This is a genomic window from Chromatium okenii, assembly GCF_002958735.1.
Taxonomy (GTDB): Bacteria; Pseudomonadota; Gammaproteobacteria; order Chromatiales; family Chromatiaceae; genus Chromatium; species Chromatium okenii_A.
In genome coordinates, this window is record NZ_PPGH01000035.1 from 33,573 (window position 1) to 49,765 (window position 16,193).

The 16,193-nt window shown below is 52.0% G+C and carries 18 protein-coding genes and 5 pseudogenes; 16 read left to right on the forward strand and 7 right to left on the reverse strand.

The features are described 5' to 3' along the window. The first annotated feature begins 16 nt into the window (after positions 1-16). The 4 genes from aroE to CXB77_RS08310 are packed head-to-tail and all read left to right on the forward strand — an operon-like array spanning position 17 to position 3,209. On the forward strand, positions 17-856 hold the full coding sequence (gene aroE / locus CXB77_RS08295) for a shikimate dehydrogenase (protein ID WP_105073528.1): 840 nt from the start codon (positions 17-19) through the stop codon (positions 854-856). Further along, on the forward strand, positions 853-1,725 hold the full coding sequence (locus CXB77_RS08300) for an NAD(P)-dependent oxidoreductase (protein WP_105073529.1): 873 nt from the start codon (positions 853-855) through the stop codon (positions 1,723-1,725). The genes aroE and CXB77_RS08300 overlap by 4 nt, the downstream gene beginning before the upstream one ends. Then, entirely contained in the window at positions 1,715-2,092 is a 378-nt protein-coding gene (locus CXB77_RS08305) for an Hpt domain-containing protein (protein ID WP_105073530.1), read from the forward strand. Before CXB77_RS08300 ends, CXB77_RS08305 begins: the two co-directional genes overlap by 11 nt. Before the next feature lie 10 nt (positions 2,093-2,102). Continuing rightward, positions 2,103-3,209 carry a response regulator gene (locus CXB77_RS08310; RefSeq protein ID WP_105073531.1) on the forward strand — a complete coding sequence of 369 codons (1,107 nt, stop codon included), beginning with the start codon at positions 2,103-2,105 and terminating at the stop codon, positions 3,207-3,209. Between the two features lie 23 nt (positions 3,210-3,232). Here the strand turns inward: CXB77_RS08310 and orn are convergent, their stop codons facing one another. Next, a complete protein-coding gene (orn, locus tag CXB77_RS08315; protein WP_105072716.1) occupies positions 3,233-3,778 on the reverse strand; it encodes an oligoribonuclease in 546 nt (181 codons plus the stop codon). A gap of 168 nt (positions 3,779-3,946) precedes the next feature. On the opposite strand from orn, the gene CXB77_RS08320 reads away from it, so the two are divergent. From CXB77_RS08320 to CXB77_RS08355, 12 genes and pseudogenes are all read left to right on the forward strand, one after another. Further along, positions 3,947-4,309 carry a gamma-butyrobetaine hydroxylase-like domain-containing protein gene (locus tag CXB77_RS08320; RefSeq protein WP_105073532.1) on the forward strand — a complete coding sequence of 121 codons (363 nt, stop codon included), beginning with the start codon at positions 3,947-3,949 and terminating at the stop codon, positions 4,307-4,309. Between the two features lie 63 nt (positions 4,310-4,372). Beyond that, positions 4,373-5,120: pseudogene (ubiE, locus tag CXB77_RS08325) on the forward strand (bifunctional demethylmenaquinone methyltransferase/2-methoxy-6-polyprenyl-1,4-benzoquinol methylase UbiE). Continuing rightward, the gene (locus tag CXB77_RS08330; RefSeq protein WP_105072719.1) at positions 5,117-5,758 is read left to right on the forward strand and encodes a ubiquinone biosynthesis accessory factor UbiJ; all 642 of its coding nucleotides are present in this window, start codon (positions 5,117-5,119) and stop codon (positions 5,756-5,758) included. Before ubiE ends, CXB77_RS08330 begins: the two are co-directional and overlap by 4 nt. Positions 5,759-5,868: 110 nt before the next feature. After that, positions 5,869-6,255 (forward strand): annotated as a pseudogene (locus CXB77_RS23040) (AarF/UbiB family protein); the annotation flags it as partial. Positions 6,256-6,323: 68 nt separating this feature from the next. After that, entirely contained in the window at positions 6,324-6,950 is a 627-nt protein-coding gene (locus tag CXB77_RS23045; RefSeq protein WP_277949380.1) for an AarF/UbiB family protein, read from the forward strand. Beyond that, positions 6,920-7,327, forward strand: a complete 408-nt coding sequence (locus tag CXB77_RS21610) for a hypothetical protein (protein WP_242445569.1) — start codon at positions 6,920-6,922, stop codon at positions 7,325-7,327. The genes CXB77_RS23045 and CXB77_RS21610 overlap by 31 nt, the downstream gene beginning before the upstream one ends. A gap of 125 nt (positions 7,328-7,452) precedes the next feature. After that, positions 7,453-7,722 carry a hypothetical protein gene (locus CXB77_RS19195; protein ID WP_146108772.1) on the forward strand — a complete coding sequence of 90 codons (270 nt, stop codon included), beginning with the start codon at positions 7,453-7,455 and terminating at the stop codon, positions 7,720-7,722. Further along, a pseudogene (locus tag CXB77_RS23745) lies at positions 7,682-8,280 on the forward strand (histidine kinase dimerization/phospho-acceptor domain-containing protein). Before CXB77_RS19195 ends, CXB77_RS23745 begins: the two are co-directional and overlap by 41 nt. Next, positions 8,207-8,685, forward strand: a pseudogene (locus CXB77_RS08345) (ATP-binding protein). The pseudogenes CXB77_RS23745 and CXB77_RS08345 overlap by 74 nt, the downstream one beginning before the upstream one ends. Further along, on the forward strand, positions 8,675-8,800 hold the full coding sequence (locus CXB77_RS23050; RefSeq protein ID WP_277949381.1) for a hypothetical protein: 126 nt from the start codon (positions 8,675-8,677) through the stop codon (positions 8,798-8,800). Before CXB77_RS08345 ends, CXB77_RS23050 begins: the two are co-directional and overlap by 11 nt. A 5-nt stretch (positions 8,801-8,805) precedes the next feature. Further along, complete coding sequence (locus CXB77_RS08350) at positions 8,806-9,321, forward strand: response regulator (RefSeq protein WP_105073535.1); 516 nt, start codon at positions 8,806-8,808, stop codon at positions 9,319-9,321. Continuing rightward, positions 9,309-9,959, forward strand: coding sequence for a response regulator transcription factor (locus CXB77_RS08355; RefSeq protein WP_105072721.1), 651 nt, complete (start codon positions 9,309-9,311; stop codon positions 9,957-9,959). Before CXB77_RS08350 ends, CXB77_RS08355 begins: the two co-directional genes overlap by 13 nt. Before the next feature lie 55 nt (positions 9,960-10,014). Here the strand turns inward: CXB77_RS08355 and CXB77_RS08360 are convergent. The 6 genes and pseudogenes from CXB77_RS08360 to CXB77_RS23055 form a co-directional block, all read right to left on the reverse strand. Beyond that, a pseudogene (locus CXB77_RS08360) lies at positions 10,015-11,393 on the reverse strand (V-type ATP synthase subunit B). Positions 11,394-11,468: 75 nt separating this feature from the next. Further along, positions 11,469-12,170: an SDR family NAD(P)-dependent oxidoreductase gene (locus CXB77_RS08365; RefSeq protein WP_105073536.1), complete on the reverse strand. Its 702-nt coding sequence runs from the start codon at positions 12,168-12,170 to the stop codon at positions 11,469-11,471. Beyond that, positions 12,167-12,670: a 6-pyruvoyl trahydropterin synthase family protein gene (locus tag CXB77_RS08370; RefSeq protein WP_105073537.1), complete on the reverse strand. Its 504-nt coding sequence runs from the start codon at positions 12,668-12,670 to the stop codon at positions 12,167-12,169. Before CXB77_RS08370 ends, CXB77_RS08365 begins: the two co-directional genes overlap by 4 nt. 25 nt (positions 12,671-12,695) lie before the next feature. Further along, a complete protein-coding gene (gene nhaD, locus CXB77_RS08375; RefSeq protein WP_105073538.1) occupies positions 12,696-14,081 on the reverse strand; it encodes a sodium:proton antiporter NhaD in 1,386 nt (461 codons plus the stop codon). A 30-nt stretch (positions 14,082-14,111) separates the two neighbouring features. Beyond that, positions 14,112-14,684: an ankyrin repeat domain-containing protein gene (locus CXB77_RS08380; RefSeq protein WP_105073539.1), complete on the reverse strand. Its 573-nt coding sequence runs from the start codon at positions 14,682-14,684 to the stop codon at positions 14,112-14,114. 38 nt (positions 14,685-14,722) lie between these two features. Next, the gene (locus tag CXB77_RS23055) at positions 14,723-15,838 is read right to left on the reverse strand and encodes a hypothetical protein (protein ID WP_146108774.1); all 1,116 of its coding nucleotides are present in this window, start codon (positions 15,836-15,838) and stop codon (positions 14,723-14,725) included. Positions 15,839-16,193: the final 355 nt, after the last annotated feature.

Genomic DNA, 16,193 nt, shown 5'->3' on the forward strand with positions numbered 1-16,193 from the left:
CGACGCACCATTCATCATGCCTGATCGCTACGCCGTTATCGGCAACCCCATTTCTCACAGTAAATCGCCGCAAATTCACGCCGAATTTGCGCTGCAAACCTGTCAATCACTTGAATACAGCCGCTTGCTCGGTGATCTCACCAATTTTAATGGCGATGTGCGCCAGTTTTTTGCCAACGCAGGGCGCGGGCTGAATGTCACGGTTCCATTCAAAGCGCAGGCGTGGGCGCTCGCCGACGAACGCAGTCCACAAGCCGAACTTGCTGGCGCAGTCAATACGTTGACGCAATTGCCCAACGGTAGGTTGCGCGGCGATAACACCGACGGCGTGGGCTTGGTGCGCGATCTCAGTCGTAATCATGGGTTTGAGTTGCGCGGTGCACAGGTGCTGCTGCTCGGCGCGGGCGGCGCGGCGCGAGGCGTGATTCAACCGTTGCTGGAAGCGAGCGTGGCGCAGTTGGTCGTCGCCAACCGCACTGCGGTAAAAGCAGTTGAATTGGCAGCGCAATTTGCACCAATTGGCGCAGTGCGCGGGTGCGGATTAGAAGCGCTCGCTGGTCGCCAGTTCGATCTGATTATTAACGCCACTTCTGCCGGGTTGAGCGATGCAGTGCCCGCAATCCCAGCGGAATGTTTGACTGCCGGCGGGTGGATTTACGACATGCTCTACAGCGACCAATGCACTGCCTTTCAACGCTGGGGACAGACGCACGGCGCAGCGCGAGCACTGGATGGTTTGGGAATGTTGGTGGAACAGGCAGCGGAATCATTTTGGTTGTGGCGCGGAGTGCGCCCGGACACTGCGCCGATCATCACGCAATTGCGCGGCACAGCAGCAGCGGGGTCACGCGGATGAAAGTTGCAGTGCTGGGAATTGGGTTGCTGGGTGCGGAAATCGCGCTGCGGTTGCAACAGCAAGGACATGAAGTGATTGGCGTTAATCGCGGTTGTGAACGCCCGCGTTTTGACGCAGTGCGCCAGCGCGGATTGACCGTAACAGCGGACACCGCAGCGGCAGTGGCGAATGCCGAATTCATTCTGTTGCTGTTGAGCGATGCAGCGGCAATTCAAGAAATGCTGTTTGCTTCTGCAACACCAATCGAACTGCGCAAGCGTTTGGTGGTGCAAATGGGCACGATTGCGCCAGCGGAAAGTCGGGCATTGGCTGCGCAGATTGCCGCACTCGGCGGCGCGTATGTGGAAGCGCCAGTGCTCGGCAGTCTGCCGGAAGCGCGAGCTGGCACATTGATCGTGATGGCGGGCGGCGCGGGCGAATTGTTTGCGCGTTGCCAGCCGCTGTTGACGGCGCTGAGTCCACATCCGCAGCACATCGGCGCAGTCGGTCAGGCTTCCGCGCTGAAATTGGCGATGAATCAATTGATTGCCGGATTAACCGCCACTTTTGCGCTGAGTTTGGGATTGGTGCGGCACGAAGGAATTGCGGTGGAGCAGTTTATGGCGCTGCTGCGTTCCAGTGCGTTGTATGCGCCGACGTTTGATAAAAAACTGGACAACTATTTGACGCACGATTACAGCGGCGCGAACTTTCCGCTCAAGCATTTACACAAGGATGTGCGGCTATTTCAACAGGTTGCAGCGGAGAGCGGTTTGGATTCCAGTGTGCTCGCAGCGATTGCTGCCGGCTGCGTTCGTGCTGAATCCGCCGGATGTGCCGATCAAGATTATTCCGTACTTTATGAAGCACTGACCAACAATGACCACTGAAGAAATTGCTCCACCCCGCATTGCCGTAGATGTCGCAGTGCTGACGGCGCTGCTCGGCGACGATGATCCAGTATTGATACGGGAATTGCTCCAAGTGTTTGCGCGGAGTGCTGCCGCGATTGCGCCGGAATTGACTGCCGCCTGCATCGCGGGCAATGCCAAAGAGGTCGCAACGCTGGCGCATAAACTGAAATCCCCGGCGCGAACACTGGGCGCACTCGCGCTCGGCGACTGTTGCGCAGCGTTGGAAGCAGCGGGCGCTGCACATGCAGTGACTGAGTTTGAAACATTGCTGGCGCAGTTCGCAGTGGAAATGACAGCGGTTGAAACAACACTCGCTGAGTTAATGATGCAATCAACCGCTTGAGTCGCTTTTTGTGTCTGTACATCAATTCAATCTCGCAGCAATTTTAATTGCGACTGATGAAGTTGCCCGCGCTAATTTAGTTAGAAATATCCTGCTGGATGAATTCAAAACGGTGTCTGTGTCAATGGATCCGCAATTAATTGCGCAGGATTTCAAACAAGCGCGTCCGGCAGTGCTGGTGCTGGCGTTTGCGACACTGGAACAATCAGAACAGTATTTTCAAAAGCTCTATCGCACCTGCAAAAGCGCGTTGCAGCATCCACACCGTACGTTAATTTTGTGTGGTCACAACGATATTAAAACGGTTTATACGCTGTGCAAAAAAGGTTATTTCAACGATTACCTGCTGTTTTGGCCACGCCCAGATGATCCATTGCAATTTTGTATGTCGATTTATCACCTGCTGCGCGAATTGGAGGCAATGACTGATTACACGCCATCAGCCGCACGATTTGCGGCACTATCACGCGGATTAGGCGGACAAGAATCGCTGCTTGATGCGCAGTTAGCTAAATTAAATCAATATATTGCGCTGGTAGAGCGCACATTGGAACGCTCCGAGGAGGAATTGATTACCGACGTGGATCACACGCCAAACTCCGAAGCCTTGCGCGAGGGCATTACTGCGGAATTTCGCCGTATCAATAGCGCGTTATTACCATTACGGCGCTGGAGCGATGAGTTAAAGCGGGCGCTGACGCCATTAACGACGGTGATCCGCAACCTAAATGCGCTGGCAAAACAAGTGCAGCCGATGGTGTTAGTCGTTGATGATGATGAATTGCAGTGCAAAGTCATTGAAACGGTACTTAAAGAAGAAAATTACCGGCTGGTTTTTGCGGCGAGTGGTTTGGAAGCCTTATCACTGCTGCGCCAATTACGCCCGGATGTCGTATTGATGGATGTGCGAATGCCGGATATGGACGGAATTACGGCGACGCAGCGATTAAAAGCGTTGCCGCAATTTGCGCAATTGCCGGTGATTATGATTACCGGTCACAGTGAAAAAGCAGTGGTGGTTGATAGTTTGCGTGCTGGCGCGACGGGTTTTTTGGTTAAACCGTTTGGACGTGACACGTTAATCACTAAATTGCGCGAGGCATTGGGAGCGCCGTGATGTCATCGCGGCGCTCGTTTGGTTTAGTCGCGCAGCAGGTGGCGACGATAATGGCGCAGTTCGTTGATTGATTCGCGGATGTCTGCCAGCGCAAGATGTTGATTTTCTTTTTTAAAACTGTCGGCAACTACTGGCGCCCAGCGTTGCGCGAGAATTTTTAGCGTACTCACGTCGAGATTGCGGTAATGACAGTAAGCGTCAAATTTTGGCATCCAATGGGCGAGAAAACGCCGATCCTGACAGATGCTGTTTCCGCACAACGGCGAAGCGCCAGCCGGAACCCATTCCGCTAAAAACTCAAGTGTCGCTGCTTCGGCATCGCTGACGGTGAACGCACTGGCATTGACCCGCGCCAGCAAACCCGATGCGCCGTGATGGGTGCGATTCCATTCATCCATACCATCTAAAATTGCTGCTGGCTGGTGAATTGCGATGACCGGTCCTTCTGCCAAAATAGTTAATTCGCTATCGGTGACGATGGTGGCGATTTCTAAAATAGAATCCTGTGCTGGGTCTAATCCGGTCATTTCCAGATCAAGCCAAATCAAATGATTTGCGTGTTGTGTCATGGGTTTTTCATTCTCGTTTGATGATGTTAATACACAGATGCGCGACGTATTGATTCAATTTTCAAAGTAGGTGTTCACTGACCACTGATAACTTTTTTCAACAGACTAGAAAACGCGCTACAACACAACCATATTCATTGCCCTTATCAATCACACGAACCATTAATCATGCCAAAACCAACTGAACTCAATCTGCATCGTCAATCCCGCGTGTTAGAAATCCGGTATGAAGACGGCGCACATTTCACGCTGTCTTGTGAATATCTGCGGGTGTATTCGCCCTCCGCAGAAGTGCAGGGTCACGGTCCCGGACAGGGCGTGTTGCAACTCGGCAAGGAAGATGTCGGCATCGACCGTATCGAACCAGTCGGCAATTATGCCGTGTGTTTGCATTTTGACGACGAACACAACACCGGTATTTATTCTTGGGATTATCTCTATCGGCTCGGCACGGAGCACGAAATGCTGTGGCAGTCTTATCTCGCAGCGTTAGAACAAGCCGGACAACCGCGCAAAATCAAGCCATCCTGAGCGTTGATCGCTTTGATGTAACATTATCCTTTCCGCCATTTTAATCACGATCAGGGACGCAGCATGTCCAACGAAAAAACCACTCATTTTGGTTATCAACAGGTTCCCGTTGCGGAAAAAGCCGTGCGGGTGCGCGAAGTGTTCGATTCGGTCGCCTCGCGCTACGATTTGATGAACGATCTGATGTCGCTCGGCATTCATCGGCTGTGGAAACGCCATGCGATTGAATGGCGGGAGTGCGCCGAGGACAACGGGTGCTCGATTTAGCCTCTGGCACGGGCGATCTCGCCGACCGTTTTGCGGGCATCGTCGGCGCAGAAGGCTCAGTGGTGATGTCCGACATCAACGCTGCGATGCTCAACGAAGGGCGCGGGCGAATGCTCAACCGAGGGCGCGTCGGCAATCTGCACTACGCGCTGATTAACGCCGAGCAAATTCCGTTTGATGACAATCACTTTGATTGCGTCACCATCGGCTTTGGGCTGCGCAACGTCACCGATAAACAGGCAGCGATCAATGAAATGTATCGCGTGTTGCGTCCGGGCGGTCGGGCGTTGATTCTGGAATTCTCGCATCCAGTCAGCAAATCGTTGAGCAAAGTTTACGATCTGTATTCGTTCTCAGTGCTGCCGACGCTGGGGCGGTTGGTCGTCAATGATCCGAACAGTTATCGCTATTGGCCGAGTCGATTCGAATGCACCCGGATCAAGACACGCTGCGGTCGATGATGGAAACCGCTGGGTTTGAACGCTGCGAGTATTTCAATCACAGCGGTGGCATCGTCGCCATTCATCGGGGGTACAAACTGTGACCGAGGGCATTCAGATTCCAGACGCACTGCTGGCGGTGATCGAGCAGGCAGTGAATCGTTATATCGCGCTTGATGCGGCGCAGGGCGCAGGATTTGCCGCGCTCACCGGGCGCATGATTGCGATTGAACTCAAGGGTTTCGGGACTCGCGTCACCGTGATTCCGAACGCGCATGGCGTGCAACTGTTCGGTGATTATGACGCGCCGCCAGATTGTTTAATTCGTGGTACGCCGCTGGGTTTGGCACGCATGGCGATGACCGAGCGCAAGGAAACCCAATTGGTTTCTGGCGAAATCGAAATCAGTGGCGATACTGCGCTGGCGCAGGCATTTAACACCGCGCTGGCGAATCTCGATGTCGATTGGGAAGAGCAATTGGCGCAGATCATTGGCGATCCGTTTGCGCGACAAGTCGGCAAACAATGCCGCGAAGCCGAGCATTGGCAACAGCGCACTTCCGAATCCATGACCGCTTATTTGAAAACCTATTTGCAGGAGCAGCGCCGATTGGTGCCAACCCGCGACGAGGTGGAGGCGTTTTTAATGCAAGTGGATTTACTGCGCGATGACTGCGAACGGGTTGCAGCGCGCATTGAACGGCTGGCGCAACGGGCAGCAGCGGTTGGCGTCCATTTATGATGGGACCGCGACAAGCGTTGCGGCTGTTCCGCATCAATTGGGTGTTTCTGCGTCACGGTCTCGACGAAGTGGTTTTAGCGACCCATCTGTTTCGACCCCTGCGTTGGATCATGTATCTGCTGCCGTGGCATTGGGTGGAGCGCGATTTGCCAGCCTATCCAGTGCGGGTGCGGCAGGCGCTGGAAGATTTAGGACCGATTTTTGTCAAATTCGGACAGATTCTCTCCACCCGCCGCGATTTACTGCCCGACGATTTGGCGGTGGAGCTGGCGAAACTTCAGGATCAGGTTCCGCCTTTTGATGGCGCAGAAGCACGGGCACTCATTGAAAAGGCTTGGGGTTGTTCGTTGATAAGGTGCTGGATGAATTCAATCCAATTCCGCTGCTTCTGCTTCGATTGCGCAGGTGCACACCGGACGCTTAAAAATGGCACTGAAGTTGTCGTTAAAGTGCTGCGCCCCGGAATTGAACGCACCATTCGTCAAGATTTAGCCTTGATGTATACGCTGGCGTATTTCGCCGAACGCTATTGGAAAGAAGGTAAACGCCTGCGTCCAATTGAAGTGTGCGCGAATACGAAAAGACCGTTTGTGACGAATTGGATTTGCAACGCGAAGCCGCCAACGCTTCAAAAATTCGGCGCAATTGGCAGAACAGCGACATGCTGTATATTCCAGAAGTCTATTGGGATTGGACGCGCCCAACAGTCATGGTCATGGAGCGGATTTATGGCACACCAGTGAGTGATGTTGAAACGCTCAAAGCGCAAGGCGTGAGCATGAAATTATTGGGTGAACGCGGCGTTGAAATCTTTTTTACGCAGGTATTCCGCGATAACTTTTTTCATGCCGATATGCACCCCGGCAATATCTTTGTTGAACCGTCTGGGCGTTATATTTCAATTGATTTCGGAATTGTCGGAACGCTCACCACCGAAGATCAGCGTTATTTAGCCGAGAATTTGCTGGCGTTTTTTGAACGCGATTATCGGCGCGTTGCTGAATTGCACGTTGAATCGGGCTGGGTTCCACATGGCACTCGCGTTGATGAATTTGAAAGCGCAATCGTACCGTCAGCGAACCGATTTTTGAAAAGCCGCTGGCAGAGATTTCATTCGGGCATTTTCTGGTGCGGCTATTCCAAACCGCTCGGCGTTTCAATATGGAAATTCAACCGCAGTTGGTGTTGTTAGAAAAAACGCTGTTGAATATCGAAGGTTTGGGGCGAATGCTTTATCCAGAATTGGATTTATGGACAACCGCCAAACCGTATATGGAACGCTGGATGAAAGATCAGGTTGGCATTAAAGGCTTATTTGATCGCACCAAACGCAATATCTATTCCGTTGCCGATCAAACGCCAGAATTGCCGTTAATTGCGTATCGTATTCTCATGGCGTATGACAAACGGTTGCGCACGATTGAGCCAGTCAATAAACCAACCACTCAACCAGCGAGTGCGCCAGTGTTGAGTCAAATCATTAGCGGTGCAACGTTGTTAATTTGTGGAACGTTGGTGCTGTTATTTGGTCCCGGTCAATGGTGCCAGAAACAACAGGAATGGCGCTGATGATGAGTTGTTATATTGCTGGTGGGTTGCTGTTATTGCTCGCTGCGCGTCGTGCTTAATGAATAAAGCTGTTTCATTGTGATTGATTGTTTCAACAATTATTCTGAAATCTTGTATTGGACGCCATGCCTACAGCAGCTCCACTTGATCCTGATGCTGAATTCTGTTTGCGCCAAGCAGTGAAACACATTTTCACTCTAGCGCGAGACGGCATTGTGATTACTGATCGTATTCCGCGTATCACTGCGGTAATCCGTCTTTTACGCGCATTACCGGTTATACCGAAGCCGAAGCGCGTGGACAAAATCCCAGCATTCTCAAATCCGGTCATCATCCCCGGAGTTTTATCAAGAAATGTGGGACACGCTGGCGAAAACTGGATGCTGGCGCGGTGAAGTGTGGAATCGGCGCAAAACTGGTGAGGAATATCTGGAGCTGTTGAGCATTCAAGCCATTCGGAATAATGACGGCGAAACCGTTGGTTATCTTGGAGTTTTTGGTGATCTCAGCAGCGCAAAACGCGAAGAGGAATTAGAGATTGCGCGGCAAGCGGCTGAAGATGCCATGCGCATGAAAACGCAGTTTTTGGCGAATATGAGCCACGAAATTCGCACGCCATTGACTGCGATCATCGGCTTTGCGAAACCATGACCGACAGTCGGCAAACGCTCGCCGAACGCGCTCATGCGGTCGATACCATCATCCGTAACGGTCGGCATCTTCAGGCGTTACTCAATGATGTGCTTGATTTTTCAAAGATTCGCGCCAAACGCATCGAGCTGGAATATCTCCGAACTTCGCTGCCGGAGCTGTTAGCGGGAACGGTAGACTCGCGCGAGCGCAAACTGAGAAAAACAACTCGAATTTGGTGTGCATTTCATGCCGCCGCTGCCATTGCACATTTACACCGATCCTACGCGAGCACGGCAAATCATCTTCAATCTGCTCAGTAATGCGATCAAATTCACTGATGTAGGCGCAGTACGCTTGATTATCAGCTTTATATCGGAACAAGAGCTACTGGCAATTTCGGTACAGGACACCGGCTGTGGCATTGAAGATGAGCACATCGAGGCACTGTTTGAGCCTTTGCGCAAGCAGAGCGTTCCACCACGCGGCGTTTTGGTGGCACTGGCTTGGGGCTGTCGATTTCCAAAGAATTGGCGGAACAACTTGGCGGCGAAATTCAGGTCTCCAGCGCAGTCGATGTTGGTTCGTATTTACTGTCACGCTGGCAACTGGACCGATTGATACAGCAGATTTGGTGTGGGACCTGCACGAATTTAATCAATCATCTGGTGTTCGTCCGGTGCGCACCGTGCGCGCACCAACGCTATTCGGCACGTCTTGCTGGCTGACGATAATCGCGCCAATCAAGATTTAATTGCACTGTATTTGCGCCGCTGCGGGCTACAGGTGAAATTGCAAAAAATGGTCAGAAGCAGTGAAAAAGCACAACAAATTTCGATTTAGTCTTGATGGATATGCGAATGCCGGTAATGGGCGGATTAGATGCAACTGAATTATTGCGGTTGACTGGTTTTGACAAACCCATTGTGGCATTGAGTGCAAATGTTGAGCGCAGCGATATTGAAGCTGCGCTGGCAGTGGGTTGTGATACTTATTTACCCAAACCAATTCATTTGGATGCGTTTTATCAAATGCTGATGCACTATTTGCCACAGGGAGAACATGCGCATCACGCAGTGAAAATCAATTCGTTACAGCTTGAAAATGATCCTGAACTAGCGCAGTTGCAGCGCCAATTTCATGCTGAATTGCCGCAGCGTTTAGCGAGAATGCGTGCTGCGTATATCGCTGCGGATTGGGATGAATTACGTTCACAAGCACATCAAATTAAAGGTGTCGGAACCAACTTTGGAATGCCCGAATTAACGCGTTTAGCTGGCGCGATGGAATTTCAAGTGTTACGGGGTGATATAAGTGAGGTCGCCGATTTAATTGAGGATATGGCGCATTTATGGCAGCAATGACGTTAATGGCTCCAGCAATTGCACTCGACATCATAGCTGGCGAGCCAATGCCTTATAACCTGTATTTAGCTAACGGTGTTCCGCTTGTCAGTAAAGGACAGATTTTTGATGATGACGATCAATTGGAAATTCTGCGGCGGCAGGGCTGGCGAATGCTCAATGCGGATAATACGACGAACGTACCGCCTAATGCGGTCACGCCAGAAGACGCAGCGTTATTTATGGATCAACAGCAGCGTGTGCGCTTTCAATTCCGCCCGCGCATTCCATTAAAAGAAGCGATCGCGTTGGTTGCAGATGATATGTCATTATCATTGAAATTATTGGTGCGCCTATTACGCGAAAAACAGCTCAGTAAAATTATTGAAGCAGACAATGGACGGCAGGCATTGGTACAGTTTTTCCGGCAACGCCCATATTTAGTGTTTCTCGATATTGAAATGCCGGGTTTAGATGGTATGGATGTCTTAAAACAAATTAAATCGTGGTCGCCGGAAACTTTCGTGTGTTTGGTGAGTGGCAATGCGACGATGGTTAATGTGAAAACTGCAAAAACCTATGGCGTTGACGCTTTTCTGGTTAAGCCAATTAGCGGATTAAATCTACAGCGCGTGTTATCAATTTATATGCCGGAATGATATAGAAAAAGTTAAAGCTCGCTGCAAACAGCGAGCTTCAATGCTGTCAAAACTGCTATTCGGTTTCTCGATAATACTTCGCTAAATCAGTCTCTTTCATTCGCGTCAGCGTATCGCGGGGAAAATGGCTCATCAATTCCCACGCCAGATTTAATGTCCCTTCAATTGAACGATCTTCAGATTCACCCTGCCCGACAAATTGCGTATCAAACGCATCCGCAAAACTGAGATAACGTTGATCACGTTCGGATAATTCATCCGCACCCACAATTGAAGCTAAATTGCGCGTTTCCTGCGCCCGCGCATACAGTGCGTATAATTGAGCAGCGACTCGCGGATGATCTTCGCGGGTGTCGTCTTTACCAATGCCATCTTTCATTAACCGCGATAAACTCGGTGAAATATGCACCGGCGGATAAATGCCCTGATTGTGCAATTCCCGCGATAACACAATTTGCCCTTCGGTGATATAACCGGTTAAATCGGAATTGGATGCGTAATATCATCGGATGGCATCGACACCACCGGCATCATCGTAATTGACCCATGACGCTCGTGAATACGCCCGCAGCGTTCATAGATTTCCGCCAAATCTGAATAGAGATAACCGGGATAACCTTTGCGTGCTGGCACATCGCCTTTTGCGGTCGCTACTTCGCGCAATGCCTCGGCGTAATTGGTCATATCGGTTAATACGACGAGCACATGTCGATCTAAATCATAAGCCAGATATTCTGCCGCAGTTAATGCGGTGCGCGGTAAAGTTAATCGTTCCACTGGTGGATCATCAGCGAGATTGATAAACATCACCACATTGCGCAATACGCCGGAATTGGCGAATTCATCGCGGAAGAATTTAGCATCCGCATACGACACGCCCATTGCCGCAAACACAATTGAAAAACTCGATTCTTGATCGACCAATTTGGCTTGCCGCACGATTTGCGCAGCCAATCGGTTATGCGGTAATCCAGAGCCAGAAAAGATCGGTAATTTTTGCCCGCGCACCAAGCTATTCAATCCATCAATCGTGGAAATACCCGTTTGAATGAACTCACGCGGATAAGTCCGTGCTGCTGGGTTAATTGCCGCACCACTTACCGGACGGCGTAGGCTTGATAACACTGGCGGACGTCCGTCACGCGGAACGCCTAAACCGTTGAATTCGCGTCCTAAAATCTCTGGTGACAGCGCGATTTCGACCGGTTCATCCAGAAACCGAATCCACGTATTTTCGAGGTCGAGATCGTCAGTGCCCTCGAAAACGAGAATCAATACCTCGTTGTCGGCAGCGCGAATGACCTGCCCGTTGCGCATCTGACCGGCGTGATCTTCGATTTGCACACGGTCGCCAAACGCGACGCCGGGCGTATTTTTAACCACGAGCAAACCGCCACGGGCTTCAATTGCAGTGCGATATTCTTTGATACTCATAGGCTTATCATCAGTGCTGAATCGCGTTGGTTGAAATCAAAAGTATAGCGCGGCGCTGGCTGCTGCCGAATGTCGTTACCGCTCGCGCTGACCGAGATTGGCGTGAATCACTGCGCCGTTGAGCACTGGCGCTTGCGCAGCAAACGCGACTGCTGCGGCAATTTCTGTCGGCTCAATCAATCGGTTAAATGCCGACAGCGCGGTGAACGCCGCGAGCATGTCTGGATTGCTGGCAATCAAATCGCGTACTTGTCGAGTATCGGTCACGCCGGGGCAAATCATGCAGGTGTGAATGCCGCGTCCGGCTAAATCCTGACAGGTCGCTCGCATCATGCCGACCAGCGCGTGTTTGGCGATGACGTAACTAGCGACACCGGGCACGGCTTTTTCCGCCAGCGTGGAGCCGATATAAATCACGCTAGATTCCGGTTTTAGGTGCGGAATCACGAGTTGATTCAGCGTATTGGCGGCGACGAGGTTTAATTCCAACACGCGGCGCAAATCGGCAGACGGCAAGTTGTCAATCGGATGACACTGCATCACCGAGGCGTTGTGCACCAGACAAATCCGCGTTGCAGCAGTCAATTCTGGTTCCAACGCGGGCTGCAGCGCCAACACTGCATCCGGTTCCGCCAAATCACAGGGCAAATTGATGACCGCTGCTTCTGGACACGGGCTGCGCGAAATGTTGATGACGCGCCAGCCGTTGCCACTAAATTGCTGGGCAATCGCTAACCCAATGCCAGAACTCGCGCCGGTAATAATTAACAAATTCATGCGGTTTGCTGCTCCCAAGATGAAAACGCCCATTGTCCCAGCCCAGACGATACGCCGAGTTCAATGGCGCAAATCTCGTGAGCAGCTAAATCTGGATGCTCGCGCAGCCGCGCCAGCAACAGCGCCGACAATTCTTCGATGGTGACATTGCGCAGCGGTAGCGCCAGCACATCGCGGTGGAGAAAGGGAATCTGCTCATCGGCAAAATGCGCGAGCAGCATTCCGTCGCGCTGCTCCAGTCGTAAATACGGCGACTGCTGCGGCAGCAACACGCGCTCATCTAATTGATCGCACAAGGTTTTTAATACCCGTTTAAGCAACACATAATCAAACGCCAGCCCGTCTGCGCCAACGGTCGTTGTCACCGCTGCCTGCACTTGAAAATTATGCCCGTGAAGATTTTCGCGTTCGGTCGCAGAAAACAGCGTGAAATGACCGGCGCTGAAATTGAGATATTCCTTGCTAATTTCGATGCGAATCAATGGTTTTTGGTTTGGCATGAGCGCGATACTGCTTCTGAGTGATCTAACTATTCAACCACAGGTGCACGGCGATACTGGCGGCATAACCGAGCGCAATCGCTGGCATCCATTTGAGATGCCCGAAAAAGGTGTAAGCGCCGCGAGCCTGTCCCATCAGCGCCACGCCCGCTGCCGAGCCAATCGACAGCAATGAACCGCCCACGCCAGCCGTGAGCGTGACCAATAACCACTGCGTTTCGTCCATATTCGGATTCATGGTCAGCACCGCAAACATCACTGGAATGTTATCGACAATCGCCGACAGCAACCCGACGGTAATGTTGGCCAGCGTCGCGCCCCACTGGGAATAGATGACATCTGACGCCAGCGCCAGATAACCCAACTGCCCCAGCCCGCCGACGCACAAAATCACGCCGTAGAAAAACAGCAGCGTGTCCCATTCCGCCCGCGCCACCTGATTAAACACATCAAATGGCGTCATCTCGCCAACCAACGCGACTTGATGGGCATGTCCGCGTTGATGACTGCGACGCAGATAAAACCCGAACAGTTGCAGATAACCCAAACCGGTCAACATTCCCAACACTGGCGGCAGATGCAGGAAGTTGTGGAAACTCACTGCCGTGATAATCGTTAATAAAAACAACGCAATCATCCGCCGTGCACCGCGCTGCATCGGCACAATTTCAGTGCTCGCAGCGGGTTTGAGGTTCGGAATGGCGAAGTGCATCAGCAGTGCTGGAATCAAGAAATTCACGACCGCTGGCACGAACAGCTTGAAAAAAGTGAAAAAATCAACGATTCCGCGCTGCCACACCATCAGCGTGGTGATGTCACCAAACGGACTAAATGCACCGCCAGCATTCGCAGCGACCACGATATTGATGCAGGCCAGCATGACAAAACGCCGGTTGTCACCGCCGACTGCCAGTACCACCGCACACATCAATAGTGCCGTCGTCAAATTGTCGGCAATTGGCGAAATCAGAAATGCCAGCACTCCGGTCATCCAAAACAGCGCCCGAAAATCAAATCCTTTGCGAATCAACCAACTCCGCAGCGCATCGAACACCCGTCGCTCTTCAAGGGCGTTGATGTAGGTCATCGCCACCAGCAAAAACAGCATCAACTCCGAGTATTCCAGCAGGTTATGCCGCGCTGCTGCTTCGACCAACGCCGACTGACCGTTTTGGGCGTAAACATACGCAATCAGACACCAAATGACGCCGGCAGCGATGATGACCGGCTTGGATTTGCGCAAATGCACAAATTCTTCTGCCATGACAAATAGATACGCTAACGCAAAGATCACCAGTGCCAAATAACCCACTGGGTGCGCAGTCAAATCAGGTGCGCCGGTGAGCGTCGCGGCCACTGTGGTTAACGGCAATAAACACAATGCAATCAAACTGATAATGCAAGCAGTCATCGTTTTGAACCTCACCGGCTGAACTTCCATTCAACTCGCTTGCAGCAACGCCACGACTGCGGCATGACCGCCTTCAGTCGCCCACTGCAACGCAGTTTTGCCACCAAAATCTTTCAAAGTGCGATCCGCGTGATGACGCAGCAGCGTTTCTACTGTTTTGGTATGACCTTGTTTTGCCGACCAAATCAGCGCCGTCCAGCCTTCAGTGGATTCTTGATGATCGACCATCGCGCCGCGCTGCAACAGCAAATCCACAGCAGTCGCGTGATTGTTGGAAGCAGCCAACATCATCGCGGTGTAACCACCTTTATCCACTGCGTCAATTTTCGCGCCCGCATCGAGCAGCCGTGCTACGACTGGCGTGTGTCCGTACAGCGCCGCTTTCATCAAGGGCGTCCAGTTGCAACTATCGCGCACATCGGGCTGGCGCTGAGTCGAAAGCAGTTGATTAATTCCCGTTAAATCGCCCGCTGCTGCTAAATCAAGCATTTCTTCACTCGCATTCGCGTTAGTCGCTGTAGCGGTTTGCTCAGATTCCGAAGAGTTGCAGGCAACAAGACCGCTTATAAGAATGGCATAAGCGATGGTGTAAGAGATTTTCATGCGCGTTGTTTTCTCTAATGAAGACAAATGGATCACCGTTATAACAGGCTCTTACAGCTTCCCTTTTGACATTTCACAAGCACGCTATCGGTGCCAACACAGGGCACTTTATGGATTTCGCCATCTTTGCGCGATTCAATCAAATTGGTGCCTTTACTGCCGACTTTGCAACCGCGCTGCTTCGCGTATGCCTCAGCCTGCGCCGCAAAACTGACCGAGCTGGTGAGTGCTGATTTTGGTTTAGGCAGTTCCATCATGTTGTTGGCTTTGGCAACGGGTTTAGTCACGACAGGTGCGGGTTTTGCTGCTGGTTTCGATGTTGTTGATTTATCTGGTGATTTAGCAGAGGCAGTCGCTGCAACTTTGGCAACTGGCGCGGGCGCAGGTTTTGCTGCGGCAACTGGTTTTGCGGACGGTGCTGTTTTTGCCACAGTTTTTGATGATGCAGGTACGGGTTTTGGAGCAGATGACGCAGCAGTTGCTGCGAGTTTAGGTGCGGGTTTTGCCGCAGGCGGAGTCACGACCGTTGTCGCTGGCGCGGATTTTGTCGCAACGACTGGCTTTGCGGGCGCTGGAGTCACTTTTGCCACGCTCGGCGGAGTCGCTGATTTAACAACCGCAGCAGGCGGTAGATTCGGTTTAGGAGCCGGTGGCGGTGCAACTTGCATCACTGGTGCTGGCGGCGACACAGGACGCACTGGCGGTCGGGCAACTGGAGTCATGTCCGGTTCAACCGTTTCATCAGACTCCGCAGATGCTTCGTCTGCGGTAGCCACTGAGGAAACAACGGGCTGGGCTGGCTGACTGGGTTCTCGAATCGTGCGACTTTCGACTGGCGGCGCATCCTTTGCCCACGCATCTTTGAATCCTTCCGCAGGTGGAGTGGCGCGAGCCAATCGACTGCGATTTTCTGCCCAAGATTCACGCAGTGACGACAGCGATTCGGTCAACGCAGCGTGAAGATTTTCAGTGTAATCAGTGCGCTGGGCGGGTTTGTCGCTGATCGCAGGAGCGACTAATTCGGCTTTGGTCGCCACCTTAGTTCCGCCACCCTGTTCCACAAAATAAGACGTGATTTCAAGCACTGCGCCGGGTTTGAATTTGGCATCTGCTGCAAGATCAGCAAGCGCATTAGCATCGAGCTGGCGCTGCACGATGAAACGATCTTCCGTTGAACGACTGATGACCAGCCTTTGCTGCGTGCCGCACCCATCGCGACCGATTTCGCTTCAGCGCGGGGCGCATTCGACAGCACAATTTGCGGAAATGCCTCAAGATTCATCGCCTCGGCAGCAATCTCATCTGTGCGCACATTTTTGGCATTCCCCGCACAGCCGCTCAGATTTGCGCCAAGTAGTGCCAAACCACAAATCACGGCAAGTAAACGCACATTCACCCCAAATTCCTCATCCCAGTTCATCATCAAAAATCAGCGACGCATCGCAGCAGGTCGCGCCCAGAAAAGTCTTCAGTTGCTGAATGTTAGCATAGCCATTTGCGTTCAATTCT

Excerpts from the sequence above, each read along its gene's own strand:
- aroE (WP_105073528.1), top strand. The coding sequence starts at position 17 with ATGCCTGATCGCTACGCCGTTATCGGCAACCCCATTTCTCACAGTAAA.
- CXB77_RS08300 (WP_105073529.1), top strand. The coding sequence starts at position 853 with ATGAAAGTTGCAGTGCTGGGAATTGGGTTGCTGGGTGCGGAAATCGCG.
- CXB77_RS08305 (WP_105073530.1), top strand. The coding sequence starts at position 1,715 with ATGACCACTGAAGAAATTGCTCCACCCCGCATTGCCGTAGATGTCGCA.
- orn (WP_105072716.1), bottom strand. The coding sequence starts at position 3,778 with ATGACACAACACGCAAATCATTTGATTTGGCTTGATCTGGAAATGACC.
- CXB77_RS08320 (WP_105073532.1), top strand. The coding sequence starts at position 3,947 with ATGCCAAAACCAACTGAACTCAATCTGCATCGTCAATCCCGCGTGTTA.
- CXB77_RS21610 (WP_242445569.1), top strand. The coding sequence starts at position 6,920 with ATGGAAATTCAACCGCAGTTGGTGTTGTTAGAAAAAACGCTGTTGAAT.
- CXB77_RS19195 (WP_146108772.1), top strand. The coding sequence starts at position 7,453 with ATGCCTACAGCAGCTCCACTTGATCCTGATGCTGAATTCTGTTTGCGC.
- CXB77_RS08350 (WP_105073535.1), top strand. The coding sequence starts at position 8,806 with ATGGATATGCGAATGCCGGTAATGGGCGGATTAGATGCAACTGAATTA.
- CXB77_RS08355 (WP_105072721.1), top strand. The coding sequence starts at position 9,309 with ATGGCAGCAATGACGTTAATGGCTCCAGCAATTGCACTCGACATCATA.
- CXB77_RS08365 (WP_105073536.1), bottom strand. The coding sequence starts at position 12,170 with ATGAATTTGTTAATTATTACCGGCGCGAGTTCTGGCATTGGGTTAGCG.
- CXB77_RS08370 (WP_105073537.1), bottom strand. The coding sequence starts at position 12,670 with ATGCCAAACCAAAAACCATTGATTCGCATCGAAATTAGCAAGGAATAT.
- nhaD (WP_105073538.1), bottom strand. The coding sequence starts at position 14,081 with ATGACTGCTTGCATTATCAGTTTGATTGCATTGTGTTTATTGCCGTTA.
- CXB77_RS08380 (WP_105073539.1), bottom strand. The coding sequence starts at position 14,684 with ATGAAAATCTCTTACACCATCGCTTATGCCATTCTTATAAGCGGTCTT.